The organism is Deinococcus metalli (assembly GCF_014201805.1).
Taxonomy (GTDB): Bacteria; Deinococcota; Deinococci; order Deinococcales; family Deinococcaceae; genus Deinococcus; species Deinococcus metalli.
In genome coordinates, this window is record NZ_JACHFK010000001.1 from 909,373 (window position 1) to 930,983 (window position 21,611).

Genomic DNA, 21,611 nt, shown 5'->3' on the forward strand with positions numbered 1-21,611 from the left:
TTCGGCGTGGCATCTGTAGCCGTGCTGGCAGTCGCACCAAATGTTCTCTCGACACACTGGCGCAGTGACGTGCCGGGATGACATCCTCGCTGCCATACCCGTATTGATCCAGGCGCGGGACGACCAGACGTTTTCTGCGGTCGAGGTGGCGAAGTTCATGCGGGCGAGAGGCACGCCCTACAAGGAACTGTCCATTCGCCGGATGGTGACCTACGATATGTGCGCGCCAGAGCCCGATCTTACCGGCCGGCGAACGCAGGAACTGGAGCGTGTCGAGCGCGGACGGTACCGGGTGCGGACCGCTCAGGAGTGTCGTTCGTGAACGCTGTAGACGGGGCGTTCCGTGTTAATGCGACCCCACGAAAGACCCCGGTGAGGCCAGCGTGGCCAGCATGGAGCCACCATGTCCCCACACGACCTGATTCTGGTGGTCGAAGACCTCGTCACTCATCGGCCCGACCGGGCGTTCTGGCTGTTTGAAGTCTTCGAACAGGTGTGCGTTGGAGGGACGGAATGGTCGGTGACGAAGGTCCGGGCGGTGCTGACGCAGGACCTGTGCGTGAATGCGCTCCATCCCACACCGGGAAGCGGCAAGTGCATTGAGCGCCTGGAACGGGGCCGGTACCGGCTGCTGGAGGACCTCACGCTGGCCTCCGCTGCCGACTGATCACGTCCGGGTGCGGCCGCGTGGCCTGCGGGGCGCTCACGCCGCGGCACACGTCCTTCAGGCCGAGCTGGTACAGGTAGAACGGCTCGCGCGCACGCACGAAGCCGTGCACCTCGCGCCGGACCCACGCGGTCAGGCGGGCCGCTGCTGCGGGTCCGGCTCACGCTCAACCTCGCGCGGCAGGAGCTGCTGCCGCTGGCGCTTGCTGACGGCGCGGCGGGTGGCCTGACGGTTCCGGCGGCTCATCGGTACGCCCAAGGGAGCGGACCCCACGCACTGCGCGGCATGCGCCCAGACGTGGCACGACTTTGACCGAATGCCCACACTGCGCGTCTCTCCACAGTTCCTTCCAGCGGACCCAGAGACAGTGCCGTGTGAAGTCCCCCAAGATTGACCTGAACGTTCCTGCCGACGTCGTCACCGCGGCCCGAGAGGGCCTGGCACTGCGTCAGGCCCTCCCATACGCCGGCAGCGGTTCGGGGCAACGCATGGCCGAACGGCTGGCCTGCGGTAAGCCCATGACGGCCAGCGCGGTGCGGCGATTGGCCACGTATTTCGCGTCGCATGACCAGCCGAGGCTGGTGGGATCGACGGGCCGGCCCCACCGGATGCACGTGGCGTGGTTGCTGCGGGGCGGAGACGCAGGTCGAGCATGGGCGGAGCGCGTGGTGGCAGCCCTGGACGCCGCGGCCGTGGTGCCCGAACAGGAGCGGCGCGCGGTCGAGGAACCGGCGGGGTGGGTCAAGCGGGCGTGTTGACAGACCCAGTGCCACGGTGCGGGCCGGCTCAGACATCCGCGTCCCTTCCATCAAACAGCGTGCTGATCAGTGGCGTGATCACCACGTCCACCCGGCCGCCTGGCATGACCGGCCCCCGCGTCACGCGCACATCGTCGATCAGCGAGTCGTCCGCCCAGACGTGCGCGTGCGTCAGGGCGTCCTCCAGCGCCTTGAGCAGTTTGGTGAGATCCTGCGCCCGGCGGCCCGGCGGGAAGGCCGTCAGGTGCAGGGCAAGGCGCGCGGTGGAGTGGCGCAGGCTGGCGATGACGGCCGCCACGCTGCGCCGGTAGTCGCGGCCTTCCTGGCTGAACAGGGTGCGAGCCTGCGGCTGGCCCTTCACTGTGATTACGACCGCGCGCCAGATCGCGTTCACACTGGGCGGATACGGCAGGGTGAAGGTCAGGACGCCGGGCAGCGGCGCTGCTGGACGAGGTGGCAGAAGGGACAGAACCTCGTCCACTCGCGGGGCCGCACTGGGCGTAGGTAGCGGGGCCGGCTGGACGACGGGGGCTGTGAGCGCGTACAGGCCCAGCCGGCTACGCGTCGCGGCGCGCTGCGCGAGGTCCGGGATGCGGCTCAGGTACGCCTCAGCAGCGTCGCGCGTCGGGAAAGGGTTCATCGGGGCTGCCACGCCTGCACGTTCGGCGTGATCGGCGTACCCTCAGCCGTATGACGCCACTGGTGTATCCCCTCACTTCGGACTTGAACGCTGACATGGGCATCATCCCTGTGCCCTGCTTTCACGCCGTGTCGTATGACGGGAACACCGCCGTACTGCAGGCCGATGGGTCGACAGTACCGTTTGACGTCTCGGCACTGACCAGTGAAGAGTTGGAGGACGCCAATCGCAGGTACGGGCGCGACATGCAGGTGCGGGGCCTGGTGGCGTTGCCCACGCGCTGGATGCAGGATCTGCCGGGTGTCACCTTCCGCCCGCCTTACCGCAAGCCGTTGGGTGTACGGGTTGGTGGCCACTGGTATTACGCGTGGCCGCTGCGCTGGGATCCGGAGCGCGACGTGGGGGCTGACACGGTGGTTCGCCTGTCCAGTTGAGGCAAAGGCCTTCGTGTGAATCACGAGCCCTTCACCTCCTCAGCGAAGTTCAGGACAGCCTTCTTCAAGGAGGTGGCCGCATCCCCATACGCAATGGTCTGGTGGCCCTCCGTGTCCACCACGAGGGCCTGCACGGTCGAATTCCCGCTCGCGTCCTGCTTCACCACGATCCGCAGCTCCTGCGTGGCTGTCAGCGACTGCTGGGCGTACGTCAGTCACCAGTCCGCCCAGGTCGGGGTGCCGCTGGATACCTTGGCCTGCACGCTGGCCTGGATGTGCCCCTCCCGCCGCTTCAGACGCTCGTACGTCCCCGCCGTGACGTTCTCGGCGATGGACGCCGCGCGCTGCTCCCCGGTCAGCTCGTGCAGCTTCACCTCCTGCCCGGTATCTGGATGCGGCACGGTCGCGTGCGCGTCGATGGCCGCCGCCACCTCGGCCGCGGCCTTGACCTGGCTCATACTAGGCCGGTCGCTACCTGTCGCCGTGTGAAGGTACTGGGCGACCGCGACGACCTTCTCCGGCTCAGTTCGCCGATCACTTTCGCGGCTTCCTTCAACTCCCTCGCCTGACGCTCGTTCTGCGGCTGTAAACCAATGGTTGTCACGAGCGTGCTGCTGGTCTCGGCCGCATCGATCAGCTGTTAGGCGCGGTACAGGCGCTGGTCGCAGCTGGACAGGAGGGCCTCGCCCACGTCGATGAAGCCCTGCCAGCCCTGTCTTAGGACGGCCTCCAGCTGGTTCAGGGCCTGGCGCTCCTCGGCCGTGATCGCTTCGAGGACCGGGGTCAAGCTCCCTCCACGCCGACGCGCCGACCCGACAGCGACGGGTAGGCTGAAGCATGGACTTTCCCGAACACGAGCGCGTGCTGGACGTGATGCAACAGGGCAGCCTGCTGCTTAGCCGGGTAGAACGTCAGGAGGACCGGGCACGTCCTGGCCCGACCGGCGTCCGCCTGCGCATCCTGAACCGGGGGACACGGCCCGTCACGGTGGATCACGTGACCTTCCAGCAGGAGGACTTGACGGTGACCGCGCCTCTCAACACGCGGGTGGATTCGGCACGCTACCTGGTCGTCGTCGGCCCAGGGACGTTGGACGCGCTGGCCCTGCAGGCGAGTCGCCAAGGCCAGTCGGCCCTCTTCAAGCCACCCCTGCCGTTTGACATGACGGTGTCGGTCTCGACGCCGTATGGCCCGATTGCGTTCACCCTGCGGCTGTGCTGGGGCTTCAGAACCGAGGGCGGATACGGCTTCACGCTGCAAGATCACCCCAGCTGAGGGCGCCATGCCCTAGTCGGCGAGCGGGTTCATGCGACCGTCCACGCAGCTGGGCTGACCAACCGGCACAAGCGGCGCTGCCGGCGCGGCGTGTTCGCCACCACCGGTCGCGCCACGGCTTCCAGCTGGTTCAGGGCCTGCCGCTCGTCCATGCTGAGCGGGACCGGCACACTCAATGTGGGTGCGCCGCCCACGTCGATGAGGGTTCCCCGTCGCGCTTCACGCCATTCAAGGCATGGGGTGGCGTCACCCGCGCACAGTAGACGCTCCCCAAGGAGGCGCTATGACGACACTCACGACCCTGAAAGACCTCGCAGGGGCTGATTGCTGAGTGGGACGAGATGATCCAGGAGGACGTCCTCCCGGCCGCGAAGGACGCCGGATTGATCGCGGCGGCCCAGCGTGTGGAGCATTACGAGATCGCGGGGTATGGCACGGTCGTACGGTACGCGGAGGTGCTTGGGCTGCAGGAGCACGCGACGCTGCTCCGTACGACAGAGCAGGAGGAGAGGGACACGGAGCTCGCACTGACGTCGGCGTCGAACACGATCGACCAGGACGCGGCGCGCGCCTGACCGGCCCGTTCCAGCGCCCGCCTGAAGATCCGGGTGGGCGCTGGTCGTGTCGCCCCCACGGTGCGACATGGTGGTCGGCGCCACCCAGGTCATCGATCGGGAACGGCAGGGCCTCACCGGGCTGCACCGGGTCGAGGGGCATGTTCGGCGGCACGTCGGGCGCGGGCGGCGCGTCCTGCTGCTCGGCCAGGAGCGGATCGGCGTCGATGTCCGGCGCGCCGGCTTGCATCCTCTCTCCGCGCTCGTGTAGCAGTTCATTCGCTGCCTGCTCCATGAGGTCGAGCACCAAGTCTCCGGCCGAGTTGGTCTGCTTCAGTTCCTGCTGAATCTGTTCGCTGAGCGTCGGCTGGTCGCTGACCGTGCACTCCAGCCAATTTGCGGGGCAGACGGTCAGGGTGGTCAACACGCAGCTCGGGCATGCCAGCGTGAGTTTCACGATGAACCAGTACCGGTCGGTGTACAAGAGCGAACGCACGGCCTGGGCGCTGTGAATTGGCGAGCTGACGCTGGTGGGCTGATTCAGGCGTTACGCGCGGCGCACAAACGACTACCTTGCTAGAACGGAAAAAGCCCGCGCTGGGCGGGCTGTTTCGTGGTGGGCGGTGAGGGATTTGAACCCCCGACCTATCGCTTGTAAGGCGAGAGCTCTACCGCTGAGCTAACCGCCCGGGCGAGCCGTCATGCTAATCAACTTGAATCGGGATGACAAGGGGGAGCGTGTCACTCGGCGGCCGGGAAGGTGACGCCGCCCAGCGTGTCGCTGAGGTCGCCGGCGAGCGCAAGGAGCGCCGCGTCGCTGCCCGCCGGCGCGACGAGCAGCACGCCGGCGGGACGGCCGTCCTGCGGAGGTGTGGGCAGCGCGAGGCTGGGGTAGCCGGCCTTGGCGGCCTGCGGGCAGCCGTGGATGCCAGGGTACAGCAGGAGGTGCACGCCGCCGGCGAACAGGGGGTCGAGGCCCCGGTTGCGGCTGAGGTCGAGGTCGCGGCGGCGGGCCTGCCGGTAGTGGGTCTCGCTGGCGTCGCCGCGCGTGCCGTGGGCAGCGTGCAGGAGGATCTGTCCGTAGCGCAGGGCGGTTTCCGGCTGGGCGTCGTTGCCCTCGATGACGTCCCGCATGGTATGGGGGCCGTCCGTCACGCCGCTCAGATAGGCGTTCAGGCCACCCTGGAACTCGTAGACCAGCACGTCGAGCATCCAGCCGGCGGCGTCCAGCTCGGCGCGCGTGGGGAAGGTGACGTCGCGCAATGTGGCGCCGGCCTGTGCCAGAGCAGCGGCGGCAGCGTCCTGGGCCGCGTGGTCTGCGGGAGACACGTGGGGTTCGTCCCGAATCACGCCGATCACGGCGCCGCGCAGCGAGGCGGGAAGGGCCGCGGGGCTAGCTACCCCCAGGGTGGCAGGGTCGCGCTCATCGGGTCCGGCGATCACGCCGAGGATCAGGGCGGCGTCGCGGACGCTGCGCGTGATCGGCCCGGCTGTGTCCTGGCTGTGGCTGATCGGCACGATGCCGGTGCGCGGCACGGCGCCCAGGGTGGGTTTCAGGCCGACCACGCCATTCTGGTGCGCCGGGCTGACGATGCTGCCGCTGGTCTCGGTGCCGATCGCGGCGGCGCACAGCCGGGCGGCCACCGCCACGCCGCTGCCGGACGACGAGCCGCCGGTGTCGAGATCCGCCCCCCACGGGTTCACGGTCTGCCCGCCACAGGACGAGTACCCGTTGGGCATGCCGAGCGTCATGAAGTTCGCCCACTCGGTCATGTTCGCCTTGCCGAGGATCACGGCGCCGGCCGCGCGCAGCCGCGCCACGACAGGCGCGTCCTCCCGCGGCACGTGCCGGGCCATCAGGACGCTGCCGGCCGTGGTGGGCAGGCCGGCCACGTCGATGTTGTCCTTGATCAGCATCGGCACGCCGTGCAGCACGCCGCGCTCGGCGGCGGGCAGGCCATCGAGCGCGGCGGCGTCCGCGGCGGCCCCCGGGTTGACGGTGATCACCGCGTGCAGCCGGGGGTTCAGACGGTCAATGCGGTCCAGGTAGACGCGGGTGGCCTCGCTGGCGCTGATGGCCCCCATGCGGATCGCGTCGGCGAGGGCCGTGGCGTCCAGCGTGAGGACGCGGGCCGGGTCGGCACCGGCCAGATCGGGTTGGAAAGTCACCCGCGCACTCTAGTGCAGGGCCGGCCGCCGGGTGCCCAGGGGCCGGATCAGGCCTTGACGAGGTACGCGCTCTCGATCACGTCGAGGGCGCGCACAGCCTGAAGCTGCTCCGGGGTGAGGCCGTCGTCGAGGGTCAGGGTGAACAGCGCCTGGCCGCCCTTCTGGGCGCGGCCCAGGGCCATGCCGGCGATGTTCACGCCCCACGAGCCGAGCAGCGTGGAGAGCTTGGCGACGGCGCCGGGCTTGTCCTCGTTGCTGGCGATCAGGATGTAGCCCTCGGGTTCGAGTTCCACCCGGAAGTCGCGCAGGCGGGTCAGGCGGGGGCTCTTGCCGAACACGGTGCCGCCGACAGTGCGGGTGCGGTCGCGGTCGCCGGCGTGGCTCGTGACCTTCACGACCACCTCGGTCTGGTAGTCGGGGCTGTCGGCCTGCTCGCGGATGGCGAGGTTCAGGCCCCGTTCCTTGGCCAGCGCGCGGGCGTTGATCATGTTGGGCCGCTCGTCGGTGCTGCCGCTGAGGTACCCGACCAGCACGGACGTGACGACCGGCGTGGGATCGGCAGGGAACTCGCCGCGGAAGGTGACCTCGATGTCGTGCGCGCCGGGCAGCAGCTGGGCCTGGATGCGGCCGAGCTTCTCGCCCAGCGCCAGGTAGCCGCCCAGCGCCTCCATGGTCTTGGGATCGAGCGACGGAGCGTTCACGGCGCCCTTGCTCACATCGCCCTTCAGGGCGTCGAGGACGCGCGACACGATCTCGGCGCCCACGCGCTCCTGCGCCTCGCGGGTGTTGGCGCCCAGGTGCGCGGTGATGCCCAGGTTCGGAGCGCCCAGGAACACGTGCTCGGCGGTGGGGGGCTCCTCCACGAACACGTCCACACCCGCGCCGAACAGGTGCCCGGCCTTGAGGGCGGCGACCAGGGCTCCTTCCTCAATGATGCCGCCGCGCGCGGCGTTCACCACGATCGCGTCCTTCTTCAGAAGGGCGAGCTCGCGCTCACCGATCATGCCGGTGGTCTCCTCGGTCAGCGGCGTGTGCACCGTCAGGAAGTCCACGCGGCGCAGCAGCTCGTCGAGCGTCCCGGCGCGGGCCACCCCCTGGCGCTCGAATTTGCTGTCGGGCACGTGCGGGTCGTACGCGACGACGTGCATGCGCAGGCCCTGCGCGCGGTCCGCGACGATGGACCCGATGCGGCCGAGCCCCACGATGCCCAGCGTCTTGTCCTTGAGTTCGATCCCGAGGAACTTGCGGTCCCACGTGCCGGCGCGGGTCTTGGCGTCGCTGCCGGTCAGGCCGCGCGCGGCGGCCATCAGGTGCATGATCGCCAGTTCCGCCGCAGAGACGTTGTTGCTCTCAGGCGCGTTCAGCACCAGCAGGCCGCGCAGGCTGGCGTAGTCGAGGTCGATGTTGTCCACGCCGACGCCGCCGCGGCCGATCACCTTCAGGCGGGGCCCGGCTGCGTCGATCAGTTCACGGTCCACCTTGGTGCGGCTGCGGGTGATCAGGGCGTCGTAGTCGGGGAGCCGGCGCAGCGTCTCGACACGGTCCATGTTGCCGTGGTAGTCGATCTGGAAGCCGGCGTGCTGGAGGTCGCCGGGGTTCATCTCGTCGCAGATCAGCACGCGCAGCGGTGCGCCCGCCTGCGGGACGTCGGGGGTGGTCGCGGGAGCGGTCATCCCGTCAGCGTAAACGTGTGGGGGCCAGGAGGCGTCCAGATGGCTAGGGAGACGGCGGCGGCGTCCGAAGGATTGCTCAAGGAGCGCCCCACCCGGGGGACTGGACAATATTTTTAGGCACGCCTAATATTTCGTCATGTCGTCGTCGCCCACTCCGCTGCGTAGCCTTGACGCCCACATGAACGCGCGGGCGGCCGAGGTCCTCACCACCCCGGGCGGCCGGCGCGGCCTGCGCCGGATCCTCCCCTTCATCGGCCCGGCCGTGATCGCCTCGATCGCGTACATGGACCCCGGCAACTTCGCCACGAACATCCAGGGCGGCGCCAGCTTCGGATACTCGCTGCTGTGGGTGATCCTGGCGGCGAACATCATGGCCATGCTGATCCAGAACCTGTCCGCCAAGGTCGGGATCGCCACCGGCCGCAACCTGCCGGAACTCATCCGCGAGCGGTTCCCGAAGCCCGTGGTGTGGTTCTACTGGGTGCAAGCGGAACTCGTCGCCATGGCCACGGACCTCGCGGAGTTCCTAGGCGCGGCCATCGCCATCTCGCTGCTCACGCAGTTGCCGCTGTTCTGGGGCGCGGTGATCACGGCCGTCATCACGTTCTGGCTGCTCACATTGCAGCGCCGGGGGTACCGGCCGCTGGAACTCGCCATCGGGGCCTTCGTGCTCACCATCGGGGTGGCGTACCTGGTGCAGTTCGTGATCGCCCGCCCGGCCCTAGCGGACCTGGGCCGCGGCTTCCTGCCCACCTTTGAGGGCAAGGACGCGGTGTATCTGGCGGTGGGCATCATCGGCGCGACCGTCATGCCGCACGTGATCTACCTGCACTCTGCGCTCACCCAGGGCCGCGTGCCCGCCGCAGACGACACCAGCAAACGCCGCCTGAGCCGCCTGAACCGGGTGGACGTGATCGCCTCGATGGGCTTCGCCGGCCTGATCAACATGAGCATGCTGGCCGTCGCGGCCGCGACCTTCCACGGCAAGAACGTGCAGGACGCCGGCAACCTGGAAACGGCGTACCAGACCCTCACGCCGCTGCTCGGGCCAGCCGCCGCCATCGCCTTCGCGATCGCGCTGCTCGCCAGCGGCATCAGCTCCAGCGCGGTGGGCACCATGGCCGGTCAGGTGATCATGCAGGGCTTCGTGGGCTTCAGCATTCCGCTGTGGGTGCGCCGGGTCCTGACCATGCTGCCGGCCTTCGTGGTGATCCTGCTGGGCCTGAACCCGACCGACACGCTGGTGCTGTCGCAGGTGGTGCTCAGCTTCGGGGTGCCGTTCGCGCTGGTGCCGCTGCTGATGTTCACCGCCCGCCGCGACGTGATGGGCGTGCTGGTGAGCCGCCCGTGGGTCACGGCCCTGGGCTGGGTGTTCGCGTCGGTCATCATCGGCCTGAACGTGTACCTGCTGTGGGGGGCGCTGGGCGGGGGCTGAGACGCACCCAGGGAAGCGAGCCGGCCCGTCGTGGCACCGGCTCGCTTCCCTGTGGTTCGGGCACGGTCAGACGCGGCGTTCCTCGCGGGGCGCTGACGATGAGGTGCGGGCCGCGTCCACCTCCGGCACCGTCAGGAGCGGCTTCACGCCCAGCCGCGGCAGCACCCAGCGGTCCAGGCCCAGCCAGCCCGCCACGCGCCAGCCCAGCACCAGCCACGTCGCCAGGATGAACAGCAGCGGGTTGGTCGAGAGCGTGCCGGCCAGCAGGTAGTTGGCGTTCATCACGCCGCCCAGGAACGCCGCGACGCCCGTGAACAGGCCCAGGATCAGCGCGAGACCCACCGCGACCTCGCCGAAGGCGACCAGATATGAGAGCACGGCCGCGTTCGGTAGAGCGATGGTCTCGATGAACCACGCGTACCAGCCGCTGACCTGCGGTGCGTCGCCGCCCGCCTTGGCGAGCGCTCCCTTCAGGAAGCCGCTGACCGCCTGTCCGGCCCCCTGGCCGACCCATGCGGAGTCGCCGATCTTGTGCCAGCCCGCCTGCAACCACTCCCAGCCGACATACACGCGCAGCGCCAGCCACAGCGGGGACAGGCGCGTGTCCGCGAACAGCGTGCGGGACAGCGCGGATTCGGGGACGTAGGTGGTGGACGTCATGGTGAACCTCCGGGTGGGCGCCGGTCGGTCCGGCGACATCCGCAGCATGGAGTGACCGGATGACGACCGCATGACCGGTGCCCCAAGCCCCCTTGGCCGCGCTGCGCCGGCGTCAGACCGAGACGTCCTGCTCCAGCGCGGCGCTCAGGCGGCGGCGGTACTCGCGGCCCGACACCTCGACCACGCCCAGGGTCGCCAGGTGCGGGTTCTGGATCTGCGCGTCGAGCAGCGTGAACCCGCGCGCGTGCAGGTGGGCCGCCAGGTGGACCAGCGCCGCCTTGCTGCCGTTCGTGACACGGTGGAACTTGCTCTCGGCGATGAACGCGCCGCCCAGCGCCAGCCCCAGCACGCCGCCCGCGAGTTCGCCGCCTCGCCACACCTCGAAGGAGTGCGCCAGACCGTGGGCGTGCAGGTGCGCGTACAGCGCGGCCAGGTCGCCGCTGATCCACTCGCCGTCGCGCGGCGGACTGCCCGGCAGGCGGCCCCGGCAGCCCTCGACGACCGCCGCGAACGCGGTGTCCACGCGCGGTTCGAAGCGTCCCAGATCGCGCTTGAGGCGCCGGGCGACGTGCAGCCCCTCGGTCTCGGTCAGCGGCACCACGGCGCGCGTCTCGACCGTGTACCACTGAACGCCCACGCCGTTGTCCATCAGGAAGGCGCCGCGCGCATACCCGGCGGCGACCTCGCGGGTCAGCGGGTCGGCGTGCGTCAGGAACGCGTGGGCGCCCGGCATGGCCTAACGCGGGGTGAGCACGGCCTGCGTGCAGCGGAACAGCGCCATCACCTTGCCGCCGGGGCCACGCACCTCGGCGTCCCACACCTGGGTGGAGCGGCCGGCGTGCACGGCGCGGGCCTCGCAGGTGATGGTGCCGTTGCGGGCCGTCCCCAGGAAGTTGCTCTTGAGTTCGATGGTCGTGAACGAGGCGCCCTCGGGCAGCAGCGTGCGTGTGCCGTACCCGCACGCGGTGTCGGCCAGCGCGATCACGCTCGCGGCGTGCAGGAACCCGTTCGGGGCGAGCAGGTCCGGCCGCACGCCGAGTTCGGCGCGGACCATGCCACGTTCCACGTGCGTGAAGCGCAGCCCGATCAGGCCGGGCAACGCGCCCGCGCCGAGGGCATTCAGGTCGTCGGTCGTCGGCAGGTCCGGCATGACCGCAGGCTAGAGCAAACGGGCATGCTCAGCGCGGCCACAGCCGGCCCATCCAGCCCGTGGGGTTGGTGCCCTCGCCGCGCACGCGGATCTCCAGGTGCAGGTGCGCGCCGTCTGCCAGGCCGGTGGCCCCGACCTCGCCTACCGGCTGCCCGCGCGTGACACGCTGCCCGGCCGTCACGAGCAGCTTGCTCTGGTGGAAATACAGGCTGCTCACACCCACGCCGTGGTCGATGATCACGAGGTTGCCGCGCACCGGAACGCGCGCCGCGAACACGACGGTGCCGTCGTTCACGGCCAGCACCGGGGTGCCGGTGGGCGCGGGGTAGTCCGCCCCGAAGTGGTACGCGACCGGTCCGCCCGCCGTGTAGGTGCGCGGCTGCCCGAAGGAACTGGACACCGGCGCCACGCCGCGCAGCGCCGGCGCGAAGGGCTGCGTCCACGCCTGCGGGGTGCGCCGCGCGTACGCCTTCTCGACCGCCGCCTCCTCGGCCTTGCGGCCCGGATCGACCAGCACGTTGCTGATGCGGGGCGGCAGGTTCAGGTGCTGGATGGGCTGGTCGAGCCCGGTGACCGGAATCCGCCCACGCACGAGGTCCGTGCCGACGCTGACCTCGTACACCAGCGGCGTGGTCTTGCCCAGCACCACGCGGCCGAGCACGCGGTACGCGCCCGCCGCACCGGTGGGCCGCAGCACCTCGTTGGGCTCGCGGACGTCCTCGCCGACCTCGCTGGGGAAGCGCACCGTCGCCTGACCGGCCCGCGCGCCGCCGAGGCGCACGGTGAAGGCCTCGCCCATGCGCAGGCTGGCCGGCACGCTGATCTCCACGCCCGCGATGCGCGCCGTCGCGTCGGTGGGCACGAGCTGCTCGGCCGGCAGCGGCGGCGGCAGACCGGGCTTGCTGGTCGCGGACGGCGGGGTCGTGGTGCTGCCCGGCGCCGGTGCCGGCGCAGGGACCGGGGCGGATGCGGCGCCGCTCCCCACCTTCAGCTCCTGCCCGACGCTGATGGCCGTGCCGCTCAGGCCGTTGAGCCGCTGGAGTTCCGCCACGGTCGTGCGGTACGTGCGGGCGATGGAGTACAGGGTGTCGCCGGGTTTGACGGTGTAGGCCCCCGCCAGTCCGGTCAGGAGGGCGGCGAGCAGCAGGGCGGCGCGGCGGGTCATGCGCCGCAGCATACGGTGCCTGAGTGAGGGCCGGCAGGAGCGTGGCCGCGGGCGGGGCTCACTCGGCGTCGAGGATCAGCGTGACCGGGCCGTCGTTCGCGGAGTCGATCACCATGTGCGCGCCGAAGACGCCCTCTCCGACCGCGAGGCCGTGAGCACGTAGCGCGGCATTGAAGTCGGCGTACAGCGCGCGGGCGTGATCCGGTGGGGCAGCCCCCAGGAAGCTGGGACGGTTGCCCGCGCGCGTGTCGGCGTACAGCGTGAACTGGCTGATGCTCAGCACCGAGCCGCCCACGTCGAGCACCGAGGCGTTCATCTTGCCGGCGCTGTCGCCGAAGATCCGCAGCTTCGTGATCTTCAGGGCAAGCCGCCGCGCGGTGTCGGGCGTGTCGGTGGGCGCGACCCCGAGGAGGATCAGCAGGCCCGGCCCGGTGTGACCGGTGACCGCGCCGTCCACCGTGCAGGTGGCGCGCGTCACCCGCTGGACCACGGCGCGCACGTCAGTTGCCGAGCCGGGCGCGCAGGGCCGCGATCGCGTCGGTGAGGAGCTGCGCTTCGGTGAAGTCCAGGTTGCCGCGGGTCTTGTCGGCCAGCATGGTCAGCAGGTTCAGGCTGCGCTGCGCGGTCTGCCGGGCGCGCGAGCCCTCCAGCAGGCCGTCGCGGGCCGCGCTGGCGGTGGCGGCATTCAGGTCGCCCAGCGCGGCCTCGGCGGTGGCCTGGAGCGAGTTGACGAGTCCCACGAAGTCCGGGTGAGGCATGCCCCCGAGCATAGCGGGCGCCCACGGGGATCAGCCGGCGGTGGCGCTGCCGCGCGCGGCGTCCAGGCGGGGGCGGCGGCTGCGGGCCTCGCGCCGCGCCTTGGGGTCCAGGCCGACCAGCAGGAAGAAATTCTCCAGCGCGTTTTCCTGGCCCTTGATGTCGGGGTGTTCGTGTTCGGCGGTGCCGGTCACGAAGGGCAGGGCGCGGTAGCGCTCAAGGGCGTGCTCGATCACCTCGTCGCTGGCGTGCTTCTCGGCGTACTCGCCCAGGGCGACGTAGACCGCGCGGCGGCTCTCGGCGTGTTTCAGGAACGCGTCGGGGTGGGGGGTCTCGGTGGCGCGGAGCATGTCCTGGCGGGCGATCCGGCGATAGTGCTTGAGCCCCATCAGGATCTGGTCCGTGGTCATGGGTTCTTTCATCGATCCTCCGTGGTGCGGGCAGGGCGCGGCGGCCTGATTCCTGGAGTATAGGGATGGCGTCACGGCCCCGGTGAGGGGCGGAGCGGGCCGTGCGGGGCCACACTCATAGATGTGAGCCACATGAGGACGCGTGAAAGTTCACTTTTTACATTGGTGCCGTGCCTGCGGCGGTCGAGCCCTCCACCTTTCGGATGAGCCCTGTTGTGAGAAACATGAGGATCATTTGCCCCCCATTGACACCTCACGGCGCATAAAACACGCATAGGCGCATAGAAAGTCGGACTTCCCCCCTCAATGAAGGCCAAGAATATTAACGTGGAGTAAACTTCAATGGTCGATGAAAGCTTCCCATGTCCTCCTCACCGCCGCCGCCCTGTGCCTGGGTACCGCCAGCGCCGCGACCTACACCGTCAAGACGGGCGACACCCTCTACTCGATCGCCCGCGCGCTGAACACCGACGCGGTCACGCTGATGCGCCTGAACAAGCTCGACAGCAGCACGCTCAACGTCGGGCAGCGCCTGCAGACCGGCAGCGGCAGCGCCGCGCCGACCACGGTCAAACCCGCTGCACCCGCTCCCACCCCCGCCGCCGCGCCCACCAGGTCCGGCGGCGCCTTCACGAAAGCGGCCGCCACGCGCTACCTCGGCATCCGCTACGTGCTGGGCGGCACGGGAAGCGGCGGCATCGACTGCAGCGGCTTCACCCTGCGCGTGTTCCAGCAGCTCGGCATCTCCCTGCCGCGCACCGCCGCCGCCCAGTGGAGCGTCGGCGTGCCAGTGAGCCGCCGCGACCTGCAACCCGGTGACCTGGTGTTCTTCAACACCATGGGCCGCACCGCCAGCCACGTCGGCATCTACCTCGGCGACGGCATGATGGCCGGCGCGAACTCGTACTACGGCAAGACCATGATCGAGCCGCTGTTCAGCAACCAGTACTGGGCCAGCCGCTACGACGGCGCCCGCCGCATCCTGAACTGAGCCGCGCTCCGCGCTTCATCGACACCCCGCCCCCGGCGGGGTTTTTTCATGGCACAGCAGTGGGCGGCGCTGTCACGAACAGCGCCGCCCACAACTGGTCCAGCGCAGCCTACTGCCGGATCACCTCGGCGTCCTTGGGAAGCTGGCGCAGCGCCGCCGCCGTCAGGCCCGCGTTGGTCTTGAACGCGGAGACGGTCATGTCCGCCAGGGTCTTGCCGGCGCCGTCCGTGACCTGGAGGCGGGTGGGCCGCCACCCGGCCTCGGTGATCCACACCAGCGTGCGGCTGCTGTCGCCGGACTTCGGGGTGGCCTCCAGCTGGAACACGCGCTTGCCGGCGGCGCCCGTGGTGCCCAGCAGCTTCACGGTGTAGTTGCTGAGCATCGACGCCGTGTTGCCGAGCTGCGTGAAGTCCAGCCCGGTCAGGCCCGCAGAATCTGCCGCCTTCTTCGCGGACGTGACCGTGACCTGGTTGGTGAGGTACAGGTACTGGCGAACCTCGGTCTTGTCGGCCACCACAATGTTGTCGGCCAGGGCGTCCGGCGCGTTGAACTGCACACGGATCAGGTTCTGGGCGGGAATGGTCTTCACGAGCACGTCGATCTTCTGCGAGGCGGTGTCCAGCGTGGCGGTGCCCGCCAGACGGAAGGAAACGTCCTTGGCAGCGCGCTGGGTGGCGTCCACCTTGTTCACGATGTCCTGCGCGGTCTGGGCGTGGCCGGTGCCCGCGAGGGCGGCCAGGAGGGTCAGGGAGAGCATCCGGGAAAGCATGCCCCGAGTATCCCGTCCGTCCTCATGAGAAGAGGGGGCACCCACTGATGCGGACTTTAGGCTCCGGGGGCGGCGGGTCGTCACGGCTGCTCGGGGCTGACGGGCGTCAGGTCAAGCGTGTAGCCCACCCGGGCGCCCAGGCCCACCTGTCCGGCGAGGTCCCGGCCGCCGCTGACCGCCACGTTCAGGGTGCCGGACCCCAGCGGCGCGCCGTACTCCAGGCCCGCCCGCAGGGGTGCGGACGCCGTGCGCCACGGCTCGTAGGCCGCGTACGCGCGCATGGTGCTGCCCTCCCCGACCACGCCGGACGCGCCCACGGCGGCGCTGAGGCCCACGCTTGACGGGCCGAGCAGACCGTCCACGCTGGCGCTCAGGCCATCCGGCGTGCTGTACGACACGCCGGCCGTCGCGCCCAGCACGCCCTGCCCGGCGCGTGCCCCCACCCGCCACGTCACGGTGCCGGTCGTCTCGGTCTCGGAGGGGGCGTCCGGGTCGTCGCCTTCAGCGGGCGGCAGCGTGCGGATCAGGTCGCGGCGGCCCTCGACGCCCAGCGTGCCCTGCGCCTGCGCTCCGAACTCGCCGCCGGCCAGCACGACCAGGGTGCGGTTGACGCGGTAGCGGGCAGTGACGTCGGCCGTCCAGCCCCGGTCGCGCAGGTCGGTGGGCGCGGACGACCACGCGCTCAGCGGATCGACGCTCGTGGCGGACGTGGAGAAGACCGCGCCGACCACGTTCAGCGCGACCGGACCCAGCGTGGCGGACGCGCGCGACGTGAGCCGCAGCCCGCCCGCGTACGTCACGGCGAGGTCGGTGCTGGACGTCACCGCCCCGAGCGGCGGAAGCGAGAGCGTGCGCGTGTAGCCCGCGTCCGCCGCGCGGGTGGAGATGCCCAGCCGGCCGGTGCCGCCCAGCACGTCCACGTCGCTCACGCCCACGCGCCCCCACAGCGCATCGAGCAGCGTGGGCGCTGGCGTGCGGTACGACACGCCAAAGTCCACGCCCGTGGCCCCGGCGCCGCCCACTCCCACCGCCGCCAGGGCCGCCATCAGGGCCATGCCGGCCCAGCCGTTCCGTCCAGTCATGGCTCAGAGCGTAGCAGCGGCGGGAAAGCGCCCGCATTCAGCCTCCCGTCACGTCTGCGGGGTAGCCTGCCGCCATGCACCGTGCCGTGACCGCTCCCCTGGCCCTCCTGACGCTGTGCCTCGGCGCGTGCGCGCCCACCCAGATCATCCAGGTGCCCACGGTGGACGTGCAGAGCGTGCGCCTGACCCGGCTGTCCCTGCCGGGCGGTCTGGGCGGCGCGCCGGTCGCGGACGTGTCCCTGACGCTGAAGGTGGGCAACGCCAACGCCATCGGCCTGCGCATGGCAGACATCGCGTCGGATGTGATCATCGACGGCACCAGGGTCGGCCACGTCAACCTCCCGAACGTGAACGTGCCGGCGCGCGGCAGCGCCGAGCAGGTGGCGAACGTGTCCATCCCCGTGACCCTCGACACGGCCGCCGCGTTCCTGAAGATCGCGCGCGGCCAGCTCGTCACGTACCGCCTGGACGGCGGCTTCGCCGCGGACTTCGGGCCGCTGGGGCTCCAGCGCTTCGGGCCGTTCACGCTGGCGCAGGGCCAGTGGAAGCAAAACCCCATCATCCCGTTCTGACGAGCCGGGCGACCCGCTACCCTGGGCGCATGACCCGCCCACCCCACGACGACCCGCAGCGCGCCTGGGCATACCGGCCCGAGCGGCCCCTGGAGGGCGCGCCCGGCGGCCCGCTGGGCGGCTCGACCTTCAGCGTGAAGGACCTGTACGGCGTGCCCGGGTGGCCACTGGGCGCCAGCACGCGCGCCGCCGTACCCGACCCGGGCGACAGCGTGCTGGTGTCGCGGCTCCTCGCGCTGGGGGCGAGCGCGGTGGGCAAGACGCACCTGCACGAGATCGCCCTGGGGATCACGGGCCTGAACGGGCACGGCGGCACCACGCATCCGCACGATCCGGCGCGCGTGCCCGGCGGCAGTTCCAGCGGCGCGGCCGTCAGCGTGGCGCTGGGACAGGTGGATTTCGCCCTGGGCACCGACACGGGCGGCAGCATCCGCGTGCCGGCCGCGTGGTGCGGTGTGGTGGGCTTCAAGCCGACGAAGGGCCACCCCGGGTGGAGCACCCAGGGCGTGCTGCCGCTGTCGTGGACGTGTGACCACGCCGGCCCGCTGGCCCGCGACGGCGCCACCGTCGCGCGGGTGCACGCGGCGCTGACGGGACACGACGTCCCGCGGCAGGACTGGGCCGGCGTGCGGGTCGGTCTGTGGCTGCCGGAGGGCTGGACAGACGCGGCCGTCGCGGACGCGGTCATGGCCTACGCCCACTCGCTGGAGGCCCGCGGCGCGGCCGTCGAGCGCGTCGCTTTCCCCGAGGTGCTGGACGCGTACTCCCCCATCGTGCTCTCGGAGGCGGCGCACGTCCACGCGGCGGCGCTGGCCCAGGATGATCCCGGCTTCCTGCCGTTCACGCTGGGCGCGCTGCGTCAGGGTCAGGCGATCACCGACGCCGAGTACGCGCACGCCTTCGAGCGGCGGGCCGAGTACCGTGCGCTGCTGGACGGTCTGTTTACGGCCTACGACATGCTGCTCGCTCCGGCCGTTCCCACACCCCCGCCCCTGATTGGCCAGGACGAGGTGGACATCGGTGAGGGCCGCGTGCCGCTGCGCCGGGCCGTGCTGCGGATCACCGCGCCGTTCAGCCTGCTGGGAGCGCCCACGCTGGCACTGCCCACCACCACGCCCTTCGTTGGGGTGCAGCTCGTGGCCCGGCACGGGCAGGACGACCGGCTGCTGGGCCTGGGCCTGGCGCTGGAGGACGCCCGGTGAAGGCCGCCCTTCCCCTGCTGCTGCTGCTGGCCGCGTGCGCGCCCGCGCCGGCCCGGCCCGCCGTGCAGTCGTTCGAGGGGTCGGCCCGCGTGCTGCTGACCGTGCAGTCCTACCGCCTGACCTACACGGAGGACCCCGCCACGCACGCCATCCGCGGCACGCTGGAAAACCGCAGCAGCGGCGACGCGTTCCGCGCCGAGGGCACCCTGCTGCCCGGCCCGGACGGGGACATCCTGACCGCCGACGTCAGCGCGGGCGACGTGCCGCGCGTGAACGCCACTGTGTTCGGGTTCGGCATCAAGGACCTGCCGCTCAAGGCGGGTGCGCAGCTCAGCGGCACCATCCGCGGCGACCTCCTGAGGGGCAGCCTGCGCGTGAACGGCTTCCGCTCGGCCCTGACCATGACGCGCGTGCGGTAGGCCAGCCGCGGCCCGGTCAGCCCGGCTTCATGATCGGCGGGTACGCTCGCCGCATGCTTCCACGCGGTTTGCGCGCCCGCGCCGTTCTGCCCCTCGCCCTGCCCACCGTGCTTGCCAGCTGCGCCCTCGGCGCGTACCTCAGTCCCCAGACCGCCCTGGAACGCCGGGTGAATGGCCTGTATGAGGGCATCGGCGTGGGCGGCACCGGCCGTGTCCCATACCGCCTGACCCTCACCATCCAGCAGCGCGAGGGCCGCGCGACCGCCGTACTCGTCAACGACGAGAGCCGCAAAGCCTACGCCGGCAGCGGCACCTTCCAGGCCACCGGGGACGGCGGCGCGCTGGAACTGAAGTTCTTCGAAAACGGCGACCAGCACCGCGCCAACCTGCACGCCACCGTGATCGGCACCAAGGTCAGCGGCACGCTCCGCACCGTCCTGCTCGGACGCGAACTGCTCGGGTACGTGGTCGAGCTGAACAAGGTCAGTGACAGCACCACCGTGCCCGCCACCACGGCCCCCGTGCCTCAACCCGCGCCGACGCCCGCCGTGCCGTGACATCTCGGCGTGGCCTATCTGGTCAGCTTGTGTGGGACTGCGCAGCCTGTCGGCGCTTCCACGTTGGACGGCTGTGGCTCCAGCTGGTGTCGCCTGAACCGTAGACGTCCAATCTCAGTGCTACAGGCGCGAGACGGCGACTCCCGGCCGTCGCCCGTCAGACTGGTGCCGTCCAGAGGTGCCACGACTCCCTCCCGGACTGTCCACGACCCCGGCCACATCGCATGGAAATGAGAATTCCATGACGCCGCCTTGACCCGAACCGCATCCCACCCTCTGCCGTCACATCCACTCGGCTGGCCGACCTCGCCCGGCACGTCACCCGCAGCGCAGTAGGCTCTCGGGTGTGGCCAGAGACCGGGACGTGTGGGACAGGGAGACGCTCATCGTCTCCGCGTTCCAGGCGGCCGTTGGCCTGTCGATTGGTGCCGCCCAGGAGGAACTGCGCGTAAGTGGGCGCATGGTCGAACGCCTGCACGAGGCCGTGCGGGACGGTTACCTGAACGCCTACGACCGCCTGCTGAACCTCGGCATCCCGCGCGAGCACATCGACGCCGTGCTCGTGCGCAACGACATGTCGCTGGATTTCATACTCCGGCAGGGCGGACGCTTTCCGGGTTGAAGGCTGGCACGGGCAGCGCTCCACCAGCGGGCAGCTTCGACCGCTGAGGATGACGCCCGTCGGACGATCCCGTACCCAGCACGCGGGGACTGCCCTCGTCAAGTCGGACGCTGAAAGACGTCCCTGCGTAAGCGGGAATCCGCCTGCCAGCGTTCAGATCAGGGCCGGGCGGAGCCGCTTAGCGTGACCTGAAAAATGCCTCAATGGGCACACATACCTTCTTCATGTGCGGCCCCGGCGGCATGCTCACACTCTGGAAGTGATCCCCGCCGTCGACCACACAGACGTGCCGCTGTTCTGCGCGATCCAGTGCGCGGAAGCTCAGGCCTTCGCCGAAGTTCGACCCCAACTCGGCGCCGGCCGCCCGGCTGTGGAGCAACTCCACGCGGCGATCGCGGAGGCCCGGCTGCGGACCCGGCAGGACCTGCTTGTGCTCGGGTATACGGCGGAAAAGATCGACCAGGGGCTGCAGAGGTATGACACCTACCTGGCCGCCATGTACGACGCGTTTCCGCCGTCTGTGCGCATAGAAGTCATGAATGTCGTTCCCTACCTGCGCCGCTAGCGCCCAGCCGACCTGAACCCGACCTTGGCCCGATTGGAGGAGGGCACGGATGGAATGCCGGTCTGGCGTTGACCTGTAATGCAGGCCGGACTCAGCCCGTGACCGTACCTTCCGAGGTATGGCCACCGAACTTGACGTGTGGGACCGGGACGCCATGATCCTGAGCGTTCTGCAGGCTGCCGTGGCGCGCTCGATCGTGGCCGCGGACGCGGAGCTGTACGGCAGCGCGTCCATGGTGGGACGCCTGCAGCGGGCCGTCTGGGATGGCCACACGGCGGCCATCAAGCGGCTGCGCGCCCTGGGCTACGAGCCGGACCAGATCGACCGGGTGCTGAGCCGGGTCGAATCCAGGGCGCCCGGCGTGCCCTGTGCGCGGACGGAACCGCAGGCCGTGTGGTCCTGCGTCTAGCCGGTGCTGGCCGACATCTACAGCGGCCGCCATTCCGCCGTGTGGTGCTCCGGCCCGGCTGGGTCACGCCGAGCCAGTCTTGATGAGATCGTGATAACCCGAGAAACGGTCAGCGTCCATACACACTGCTGCGTTCGGCCTTCTTACGCTCCCATCCATGACAGCGGTCCGCAGAAACCTGAACGCCGACCTCGCGATCGTCTCCTCCTACCAGAACGCTGTGGCACAGGCGCTGAACGCCGCTGTCGCCACAGCGGTGACCGGATCGCTCGTCGAATGCCTGCATGTCGCGGAGATGGCCGGCCGGGAGGCGGCGCGTGAACGGATGGTGCTCGCCGGGCACTCGCCCACCGAGATCGACATGACGCTGTACCTGTACGTGGGGCGGTAGCTCTAGGCCGGTGAGGTCTGGCCCAAGAGCCCAATGCGAGGTTTGCCCAACACTGAGCCGAACCATTCGGCCCGAGGTAGGGTCTGTAATGCGCTGGGCTGATGCCCCTCCAGTCATTCGAAGCAATCCCATGCGCGGCGGGACTTAACCGGGGACTAAACGTCAGGGGAATTTCGGTCGTACATCATGTCCGTGGCAACCGTGGGGTAAATCGTTGCGGCCATTGGAGCGAACACACATACACCGGGAAGCAGCCATGGGTACGGGCAAAAAGACGCAGAAAGCC

At 70.2% G+C, this 21,611-nt stretch carries 34 protein-coding genes and 1 tRNA gene; 18 read left to right on the top strand and 17 right to left on the bottom strand.

What is annotated here, in order from left to right; translation table 11 throughout:
• Positions 1-64: 64 nt before the first annotated feature.
• Entirely contained in the window at positions 65-322 is a 258-nt protein-coding gene (locus HNQ07_RS04405; protein ID WP_184109648.1) for a hypothetical protein, read from the top strand.
• Between the two features lie 81 nt (positions 323-403).
• A complete protein-coding gene (locus HNQ07_RS04410; protein ID WP_184109649.1) occupies positions 404-667 on the top strand; it encodes a hypothetical protein in 264 nt (87 codons plus the stop codon).
• On the opposite strand, the gene HNQ07_RS23950 is transcribed toward HNQ07_RS04410, so the two are convergent.
• Entirely contained in the window at positions 642-767 is a 126-nt protein-coding gene (locus HNQ07_RS23950; RefSeq protein ID WP_260322700.1) for a hypothetical protein, read from the bottom strand. The two genes, HNQ07_RS04410 and HNQ07_RS23950, sit on opposite strands and share 26 nt — an antisense overlap.
• Positions 768-1,041: 274 nt before the next feature.
• Here HNQ07_RS23950 and HNQ07_RS04415 point away from each other — a divergent pair, with 274 nt between their 5' ends.
• A complete protein-coding gene (locus tag HNQ07_RS04415; protein ID WP_184109650.1) occupies positions 1,042-1,425 on the top strand; it encodes a DNA-binding protein in 384 nt (127 codons plus the stop codon).
• Between the two features lie 28 nt (positions 1,426-1,453).
• Here HNQ07_RS04415 and HNQ07_RS04420 read toward each other — a convergent pair whose 3' ends face one another.
• Positions 1,454-2,065: a RusA family crossover junction endodeoxyribonuclease gene (locus HNQ07_RS04420; RefSeq protein ID WP_184109651.1), complete on the bottom strand. Its 612-nt coding sequence runs from the start codon at positions 2,063-2,065 to the stop codon at positions 1,454-1,456.
• 50 nt (positions 2,066-2,115) lie between these two features.
• Between HNQ07_RS04420 and HNQ07_RS04425 the strand changes: the two genes are divergently transcribed.
• Positions 2,116-2,499: a hypothetical protein gene (locus tag HNQ07_RS04425; RefSeq protein WP_184109652.1), complete on the top strand. Its 384-nt coding sequence runs from the start codon at positions 2,116-2,118 to the stop codon at positions 2,497-2,499.
• A gap of 20 nt (positions 2,500-2,519) precedes the next feature.
• Here HNQ07_RS04425 and HNQ07_RS04430 read toward each other — a convergent pair whose 3' ends face one another.
• From HNQ07_RS04430 to HNQ07_RS04440, 3 genes are all read right to left on the bottom strand, one after another.
• Complete coding sequence (locus HNQ07_RS04430) at positions 2,520-2,666, bottom strand: hypothetical protein (RefSeq protein WP_184109653.1); 147 nt, start codon at positions 2,664-2,666, stop codon at positions 2,520-2,522.
• Between the two features lie 48 nt (positions 2,667-2,714).
• Positions 2,715-2,957, bottom strand: a complete 243-nt coding sequence (locus HNQ07_RS04435) for a hypothetical protein (RefSeq protein ID WP_184109654.1) — start codon at positions 2,955-2,957, stop codon at positions 2,715-2,717.
• Positions 2,958-3,139: 182 nt separating this feature from the next.
• On the bottom strand, positions 3,140-3,286 hold the full coding sequence (locus tag HNQ07_RS04440) for a hypothetical protein (RefSeq protein WP_184109655.1): 147 nt from the start codon (positions 3,284-3,286) through the stop codon (positions 3,140-3,142).
• Positions 3,287-3,336: 50 nt separating this feature from the next.
• Between HNQ07_RS04440 and HNQ07_RS04445 the strand changes: the two genes are divergently transcribed.
• From HNQ07_RS04445 to HNQ07_RS23955, 4 genes are all read left to right on the top strand, one after another.
• Positions 3,337-3,774, top strand: coding sequence for a hypothetical protein (locus HNQ07_RS04445; RefSeq protein WP_184109656.1), 438 nt, complete (start codon positions 3,337-3,339; stop codon positions 3,772-3,774).
• A gap of 320 nt (positions 3,775-4,094) precedes the next feature.
• A complete protein-coding gene (locus tag HNQ07_RS04450) occupies positions 4,095-4,349 on the top strand; it encodes a DUF892 family protein (protein WP_260322772.1) in 255 nt (84 codons plus the stop codon).
• Between the two features lie 67 nt (positions 4,350-4,416).
• On the top strand, positions 4,417-4,599 hold the full coding sequence (locus HNQ07_RS04455; RefSeq protein ID WP_184109658.1) for a hypothetical protein: 183 nt from the start codon (positions 4,417-4,419) through the stop codon (positions 4,597-4,599).
• 109 nt (positions 4,600-4,708) lie between these two features.
• A complete protein-coding gene (locus HNQ07_RS23955; RefSeq protein WP_260322701.1) occupies positions 4,709-4,840 on the top strand; it encodes a hypothetical protein in 132 nt (43 codons plus the stop codon).
• A gap of 102 nt (positions 4,841-4,942) precedes the next feature.
• On the opposite strand, the gene HNQ07_RS04460 is transcribed toward HNQ07_RS23955, so the two are convergent.
• The 3 genes from HNQ07_RS04460 to serA form a co-directional block, all read right to left on the bottom strand.
• Positions 4,943-5,017 (bottom strand) — tRNA-Val (locus tag HNQ07_RS04460).
• A 52-nt stretch (positions 5,018-5,069) separates the two neighbouring features.
• The gene (locus tag HNQ07_RS04465) at positions 5,070-6,497 is read right to left on the bottom strand and encodes an amidase family protein (protein WP_308430861.1); all 1,428 of its coding nucleotides are present in this window, start codon (positions 6,495-6,497) and stop codon (positions 5,070-5,072) included.
• A gap of 47 nt (positions 6,498-6,544) precedes the next feature.
• Positions 6,545-8,170 carry a phosphoglycerate dehydrogenase gene (gene serA / locus HNQ07_RS04470; RefSeq protein WP_184109659.1) on the bottom strand — a complete coding sequence of 542 codons (1,626 nt, stop codon included), beginning with the start codon at positions 8,168-8,170 and terminating at the stop codon, positions 6,545-6,547.
• Between the two features lie 178 nt (positions 8,171-8,348).
• Here serA and HNQ07_RS04475 point away from each other — a divergent pair, with 178 nt between their 5' ends.
• On the top strand, positions 8,349-9,605 hold the full coding sequence (locus tag HNQ07_RS04475; protein WP_184109660.1) for an Nramp family divalent metal transporter: 1,257 nt from the start codon (positions 8,349-8,351) through the stop codon (positions 9,603-9,605).
• A gap of 66 nt (positions 9,606-9,671) precedes the next feature.
• On the opposite strand, the gene HNQ07_RS04480 is transcribed toward HNQ07_RS04475, so the two are convergent.
• The 7 genes from HNQ07_RS04480 to HNQ07_RS04510 all read right to left on the bottom strand — a co-directional run bounded on the left by HNQ07_RS04480 (position 9,672) and on the right by HNQ07_RS04510 (position 13,758).
• Positions 9,672-10,265 (bottom strand): DoxX family membrane protein, encoded by a 594-nt coding sequence (locus tag HNQ07_RS04480; RefSeq protein WP_184109661.1) that lies wholly within the window; start codon positions 10,263-10,265, stop codon positions 9,672-9,674.
• 112 nt (positions 10,266-10,377) lie between these two features.
• Positions 10,378-10,998, bottom strand: a complete 621-nt coding sequence (gene aat / locus HNQ07_RS04485; protein ID WP_184109662.1) for a leucyl/phenylalanyl-tRNA--protein transferase — start codon at positions 10,996-10,998, stop codon at positions 10,378-10,380.
• Positions 10,999-11,001: 3 nt separating this feature from the next.
• Positions 11,002-11,415, bottom strand: a complete 414-nt coding sequence (locus HNQ07_RS04490) for a PaaI family thioesterase (protein ID WP_184109663.1) — start codon at positions 11,413-11,415, stop codon at positions 11,002-11,004.
• Positions 11,416-11,443: 28 nt separating this feature from the next.
• On the bottom strand, positions 11,444-12,580 hold the full coding sequence (locus tag HNQ07_RS04495) for a LysM peptidoglycan-binding domain-containing M23 family metallopeptidase (RefSeq protein ID WP_184109664.1): 1,137 nt from the start codon (positions 12,578-12,580) through the stop codon (positions 11,444-11,446).
• A gap of 58 nt (positions 12,581-12,638) precedes the next feature.
• Entirely contained in the window at positions 12,639-13,079 is a 441-nt protein-coding gene (gene dtd, locus HNQ07_RS04500; protein ID WP_184109665.1) for a D-aminoacyl-tRNA deacylase, read from the bottom strand.
• 1 nt (position 13,080) lies between these two features.
• Entirely contained in the window at positions 13,081-13,338 is a 258-nt protein-coding gene (locus HNQ07_RS04505; RefSeq protein ID WP_184109666.1) for a DUF1844 domain-containing protein, read from the bottom strand.
• 30 nt (positions 13,339-13,368) lie between these two features.
• Positions 13,369-13,758 (bottom strand): hypothetical protein, encoded by a 390-nt coding sequence (locus tag HNQ07_RS04510; RefSeq protein WP_184109667.1) that lies wholly within the window; start codon positions 13,756-13,758, stop codon positions 13,369-13,371.
• Positions 13,759-14,095: 337 nt separating this feature from the next.
• On the opposite strand from HNQ07_RS04510, the gene HNQ07_RS04515 reads away from it, so the two are divergent.
• Positions 14,096-14,737, top strand: coding sequence for a C40 family peptidase (locus HNQ07_RS04515; RefSeq protein ID WP_184109668.1), 642 nt, complete (start codon positions 14,096-14,098; stop codon positions 14,735-14,737).
• A gap of 109 nt (positions 14,738-14,846) precedes the next feature.
• On the opposite strand, the gene HNQ07_RS04520 is transcribed toward HNQ07_RS04515, so the two are convergent.
• Positions 14,847-15,506 carry an outer membrane lipoprotein carrier protein LolA gene (locus HNQ07_RS04520; RefSeq protein ID WP_184109669.1) on the bottom strand — a complete coding sequence of 220 codons (660 nt, stop codon included), beginning with the start codon at positions 15,504-15,506 and terminating at the stop codon, positions 14,847-14,849.
• Positions 15,507-15,586: 80 nt separating this feature from the next.
• On the bottom strand, positions 15,587-16,588 hold the full coding sequence (locus HNQ07_RS04525) for a hypothetical protein (protein ID WP_184109670.1): 1,002 nt from the start codon (positions 16,586-16,588) through the stop codon (positions 15,587-15,589).
• A 74-nt stretch (positions 16,589-16,662) separates the two neighbouring features.
• Between HNQ07_RS04525 and HNQ07_RS04530 the strand changes: the two genes are divergently transcribed.
• The 8 genes from HNQ07_RS04530 to HNQ07_RS04565 all read left to right on the top strand — a co-directional run bounded on the left by HNQ07_RS04530 (position 16,663) and on the right by HNQ07_RS04565 (position 21,325).
• Positions 16,663-17,160, top strand: coding sequence for an LEA type 2 family protein (locus HNQ07_RS04530; protein ID WP_184109671.1), 498 nt, complete (start codon positions 16,663-16,665; stop codon positions 17,158-17,160).
• A 29-nt stretch (positions 17,161-17,189) separates the two neighbouring features.
• Positions 17,190-18,362: an amidase gene (locus HNQ07_RS04535; RefSeq protein WP_184109672.1), complete on the top strand. Its 1,173-nt coding sequence runs from the start codon at positions 17,190-17,192 to the stop codon at positions 18,360-18,362.
• The gene (locus HNQ07_RS04540) at positions 18,359-18,781 is read left to right on the top strand and encodes a hypothetical protein (protein ID WP_184109673.1); all 423 of its coding nucleotides are present in this window, start codon (positions 18,359-18,361) and stop codon (positions 18,779-18,781) included. Before HNQ07_RS04535 ends, HNQ07_RS04540 begins: the two co-directional genes overlap by 4 nt.
• 53 nt (positions 18,782-18,834) lie before the next feature.
• Positions 18,835-19,338 (top strand): hypothetical protein, encoded by a 504-nt coding sequence (locus HNQ07_RS04545; RefSeq protein WP_184109674.1) that lies wholly within the window; start codon positions 18,835-18,837, stop codon positions 19,336-19,338.
• Positions 19,339-19,684: 346 nt separating this feature from the next.
• Complete coding sequence (locus HNQ07_RS04550) at positions 19,685-19,960, top strand: hypothetical protein (RefSeq protein WP_184109675.1); 276 nt, start codon at positions 19,685-19,687, stop codon at positions 19,958-19,960.
• A 259-nt stretch (positions 19,961-20,219) separates the two neighbouring features.
• Complete coding sequence (locus HNQ07_RS04555) at positions 20,220-20,525, top strand: hypothetical protein (RefSeq protein WP_184109676.1); 306 nt, start codon at positions 20,220-20,222, stop codon at positions 20,523-20,525.
• A gap of 118 nt (positions 20,526-20,643) precedes the next feature.
• Complete coding sequence (locus HNQ07_RS04560) at positions 20,644-20,934, top strand: hypothetical protein (protein ID WP_184109677.1); 291 nt, start codon at positions 20,644-20,646, stop codon at positions 20,932-20,934.
• Positions 20,935-21,091: 157 nt separating this feature from the next.
• Positions 21,092-21,325 (top strand): hypothetical protein, encoded by a 234-nt coding sequence (locus tag HNQ07_RS04565; protein WP_184109678.1) that lies wholly within the window; start codon positions 21,092-21,094, stop codon positions 21,323-21,325.
• Positions 21,326-21,611 lie beyond the last annotated feature (286 nt).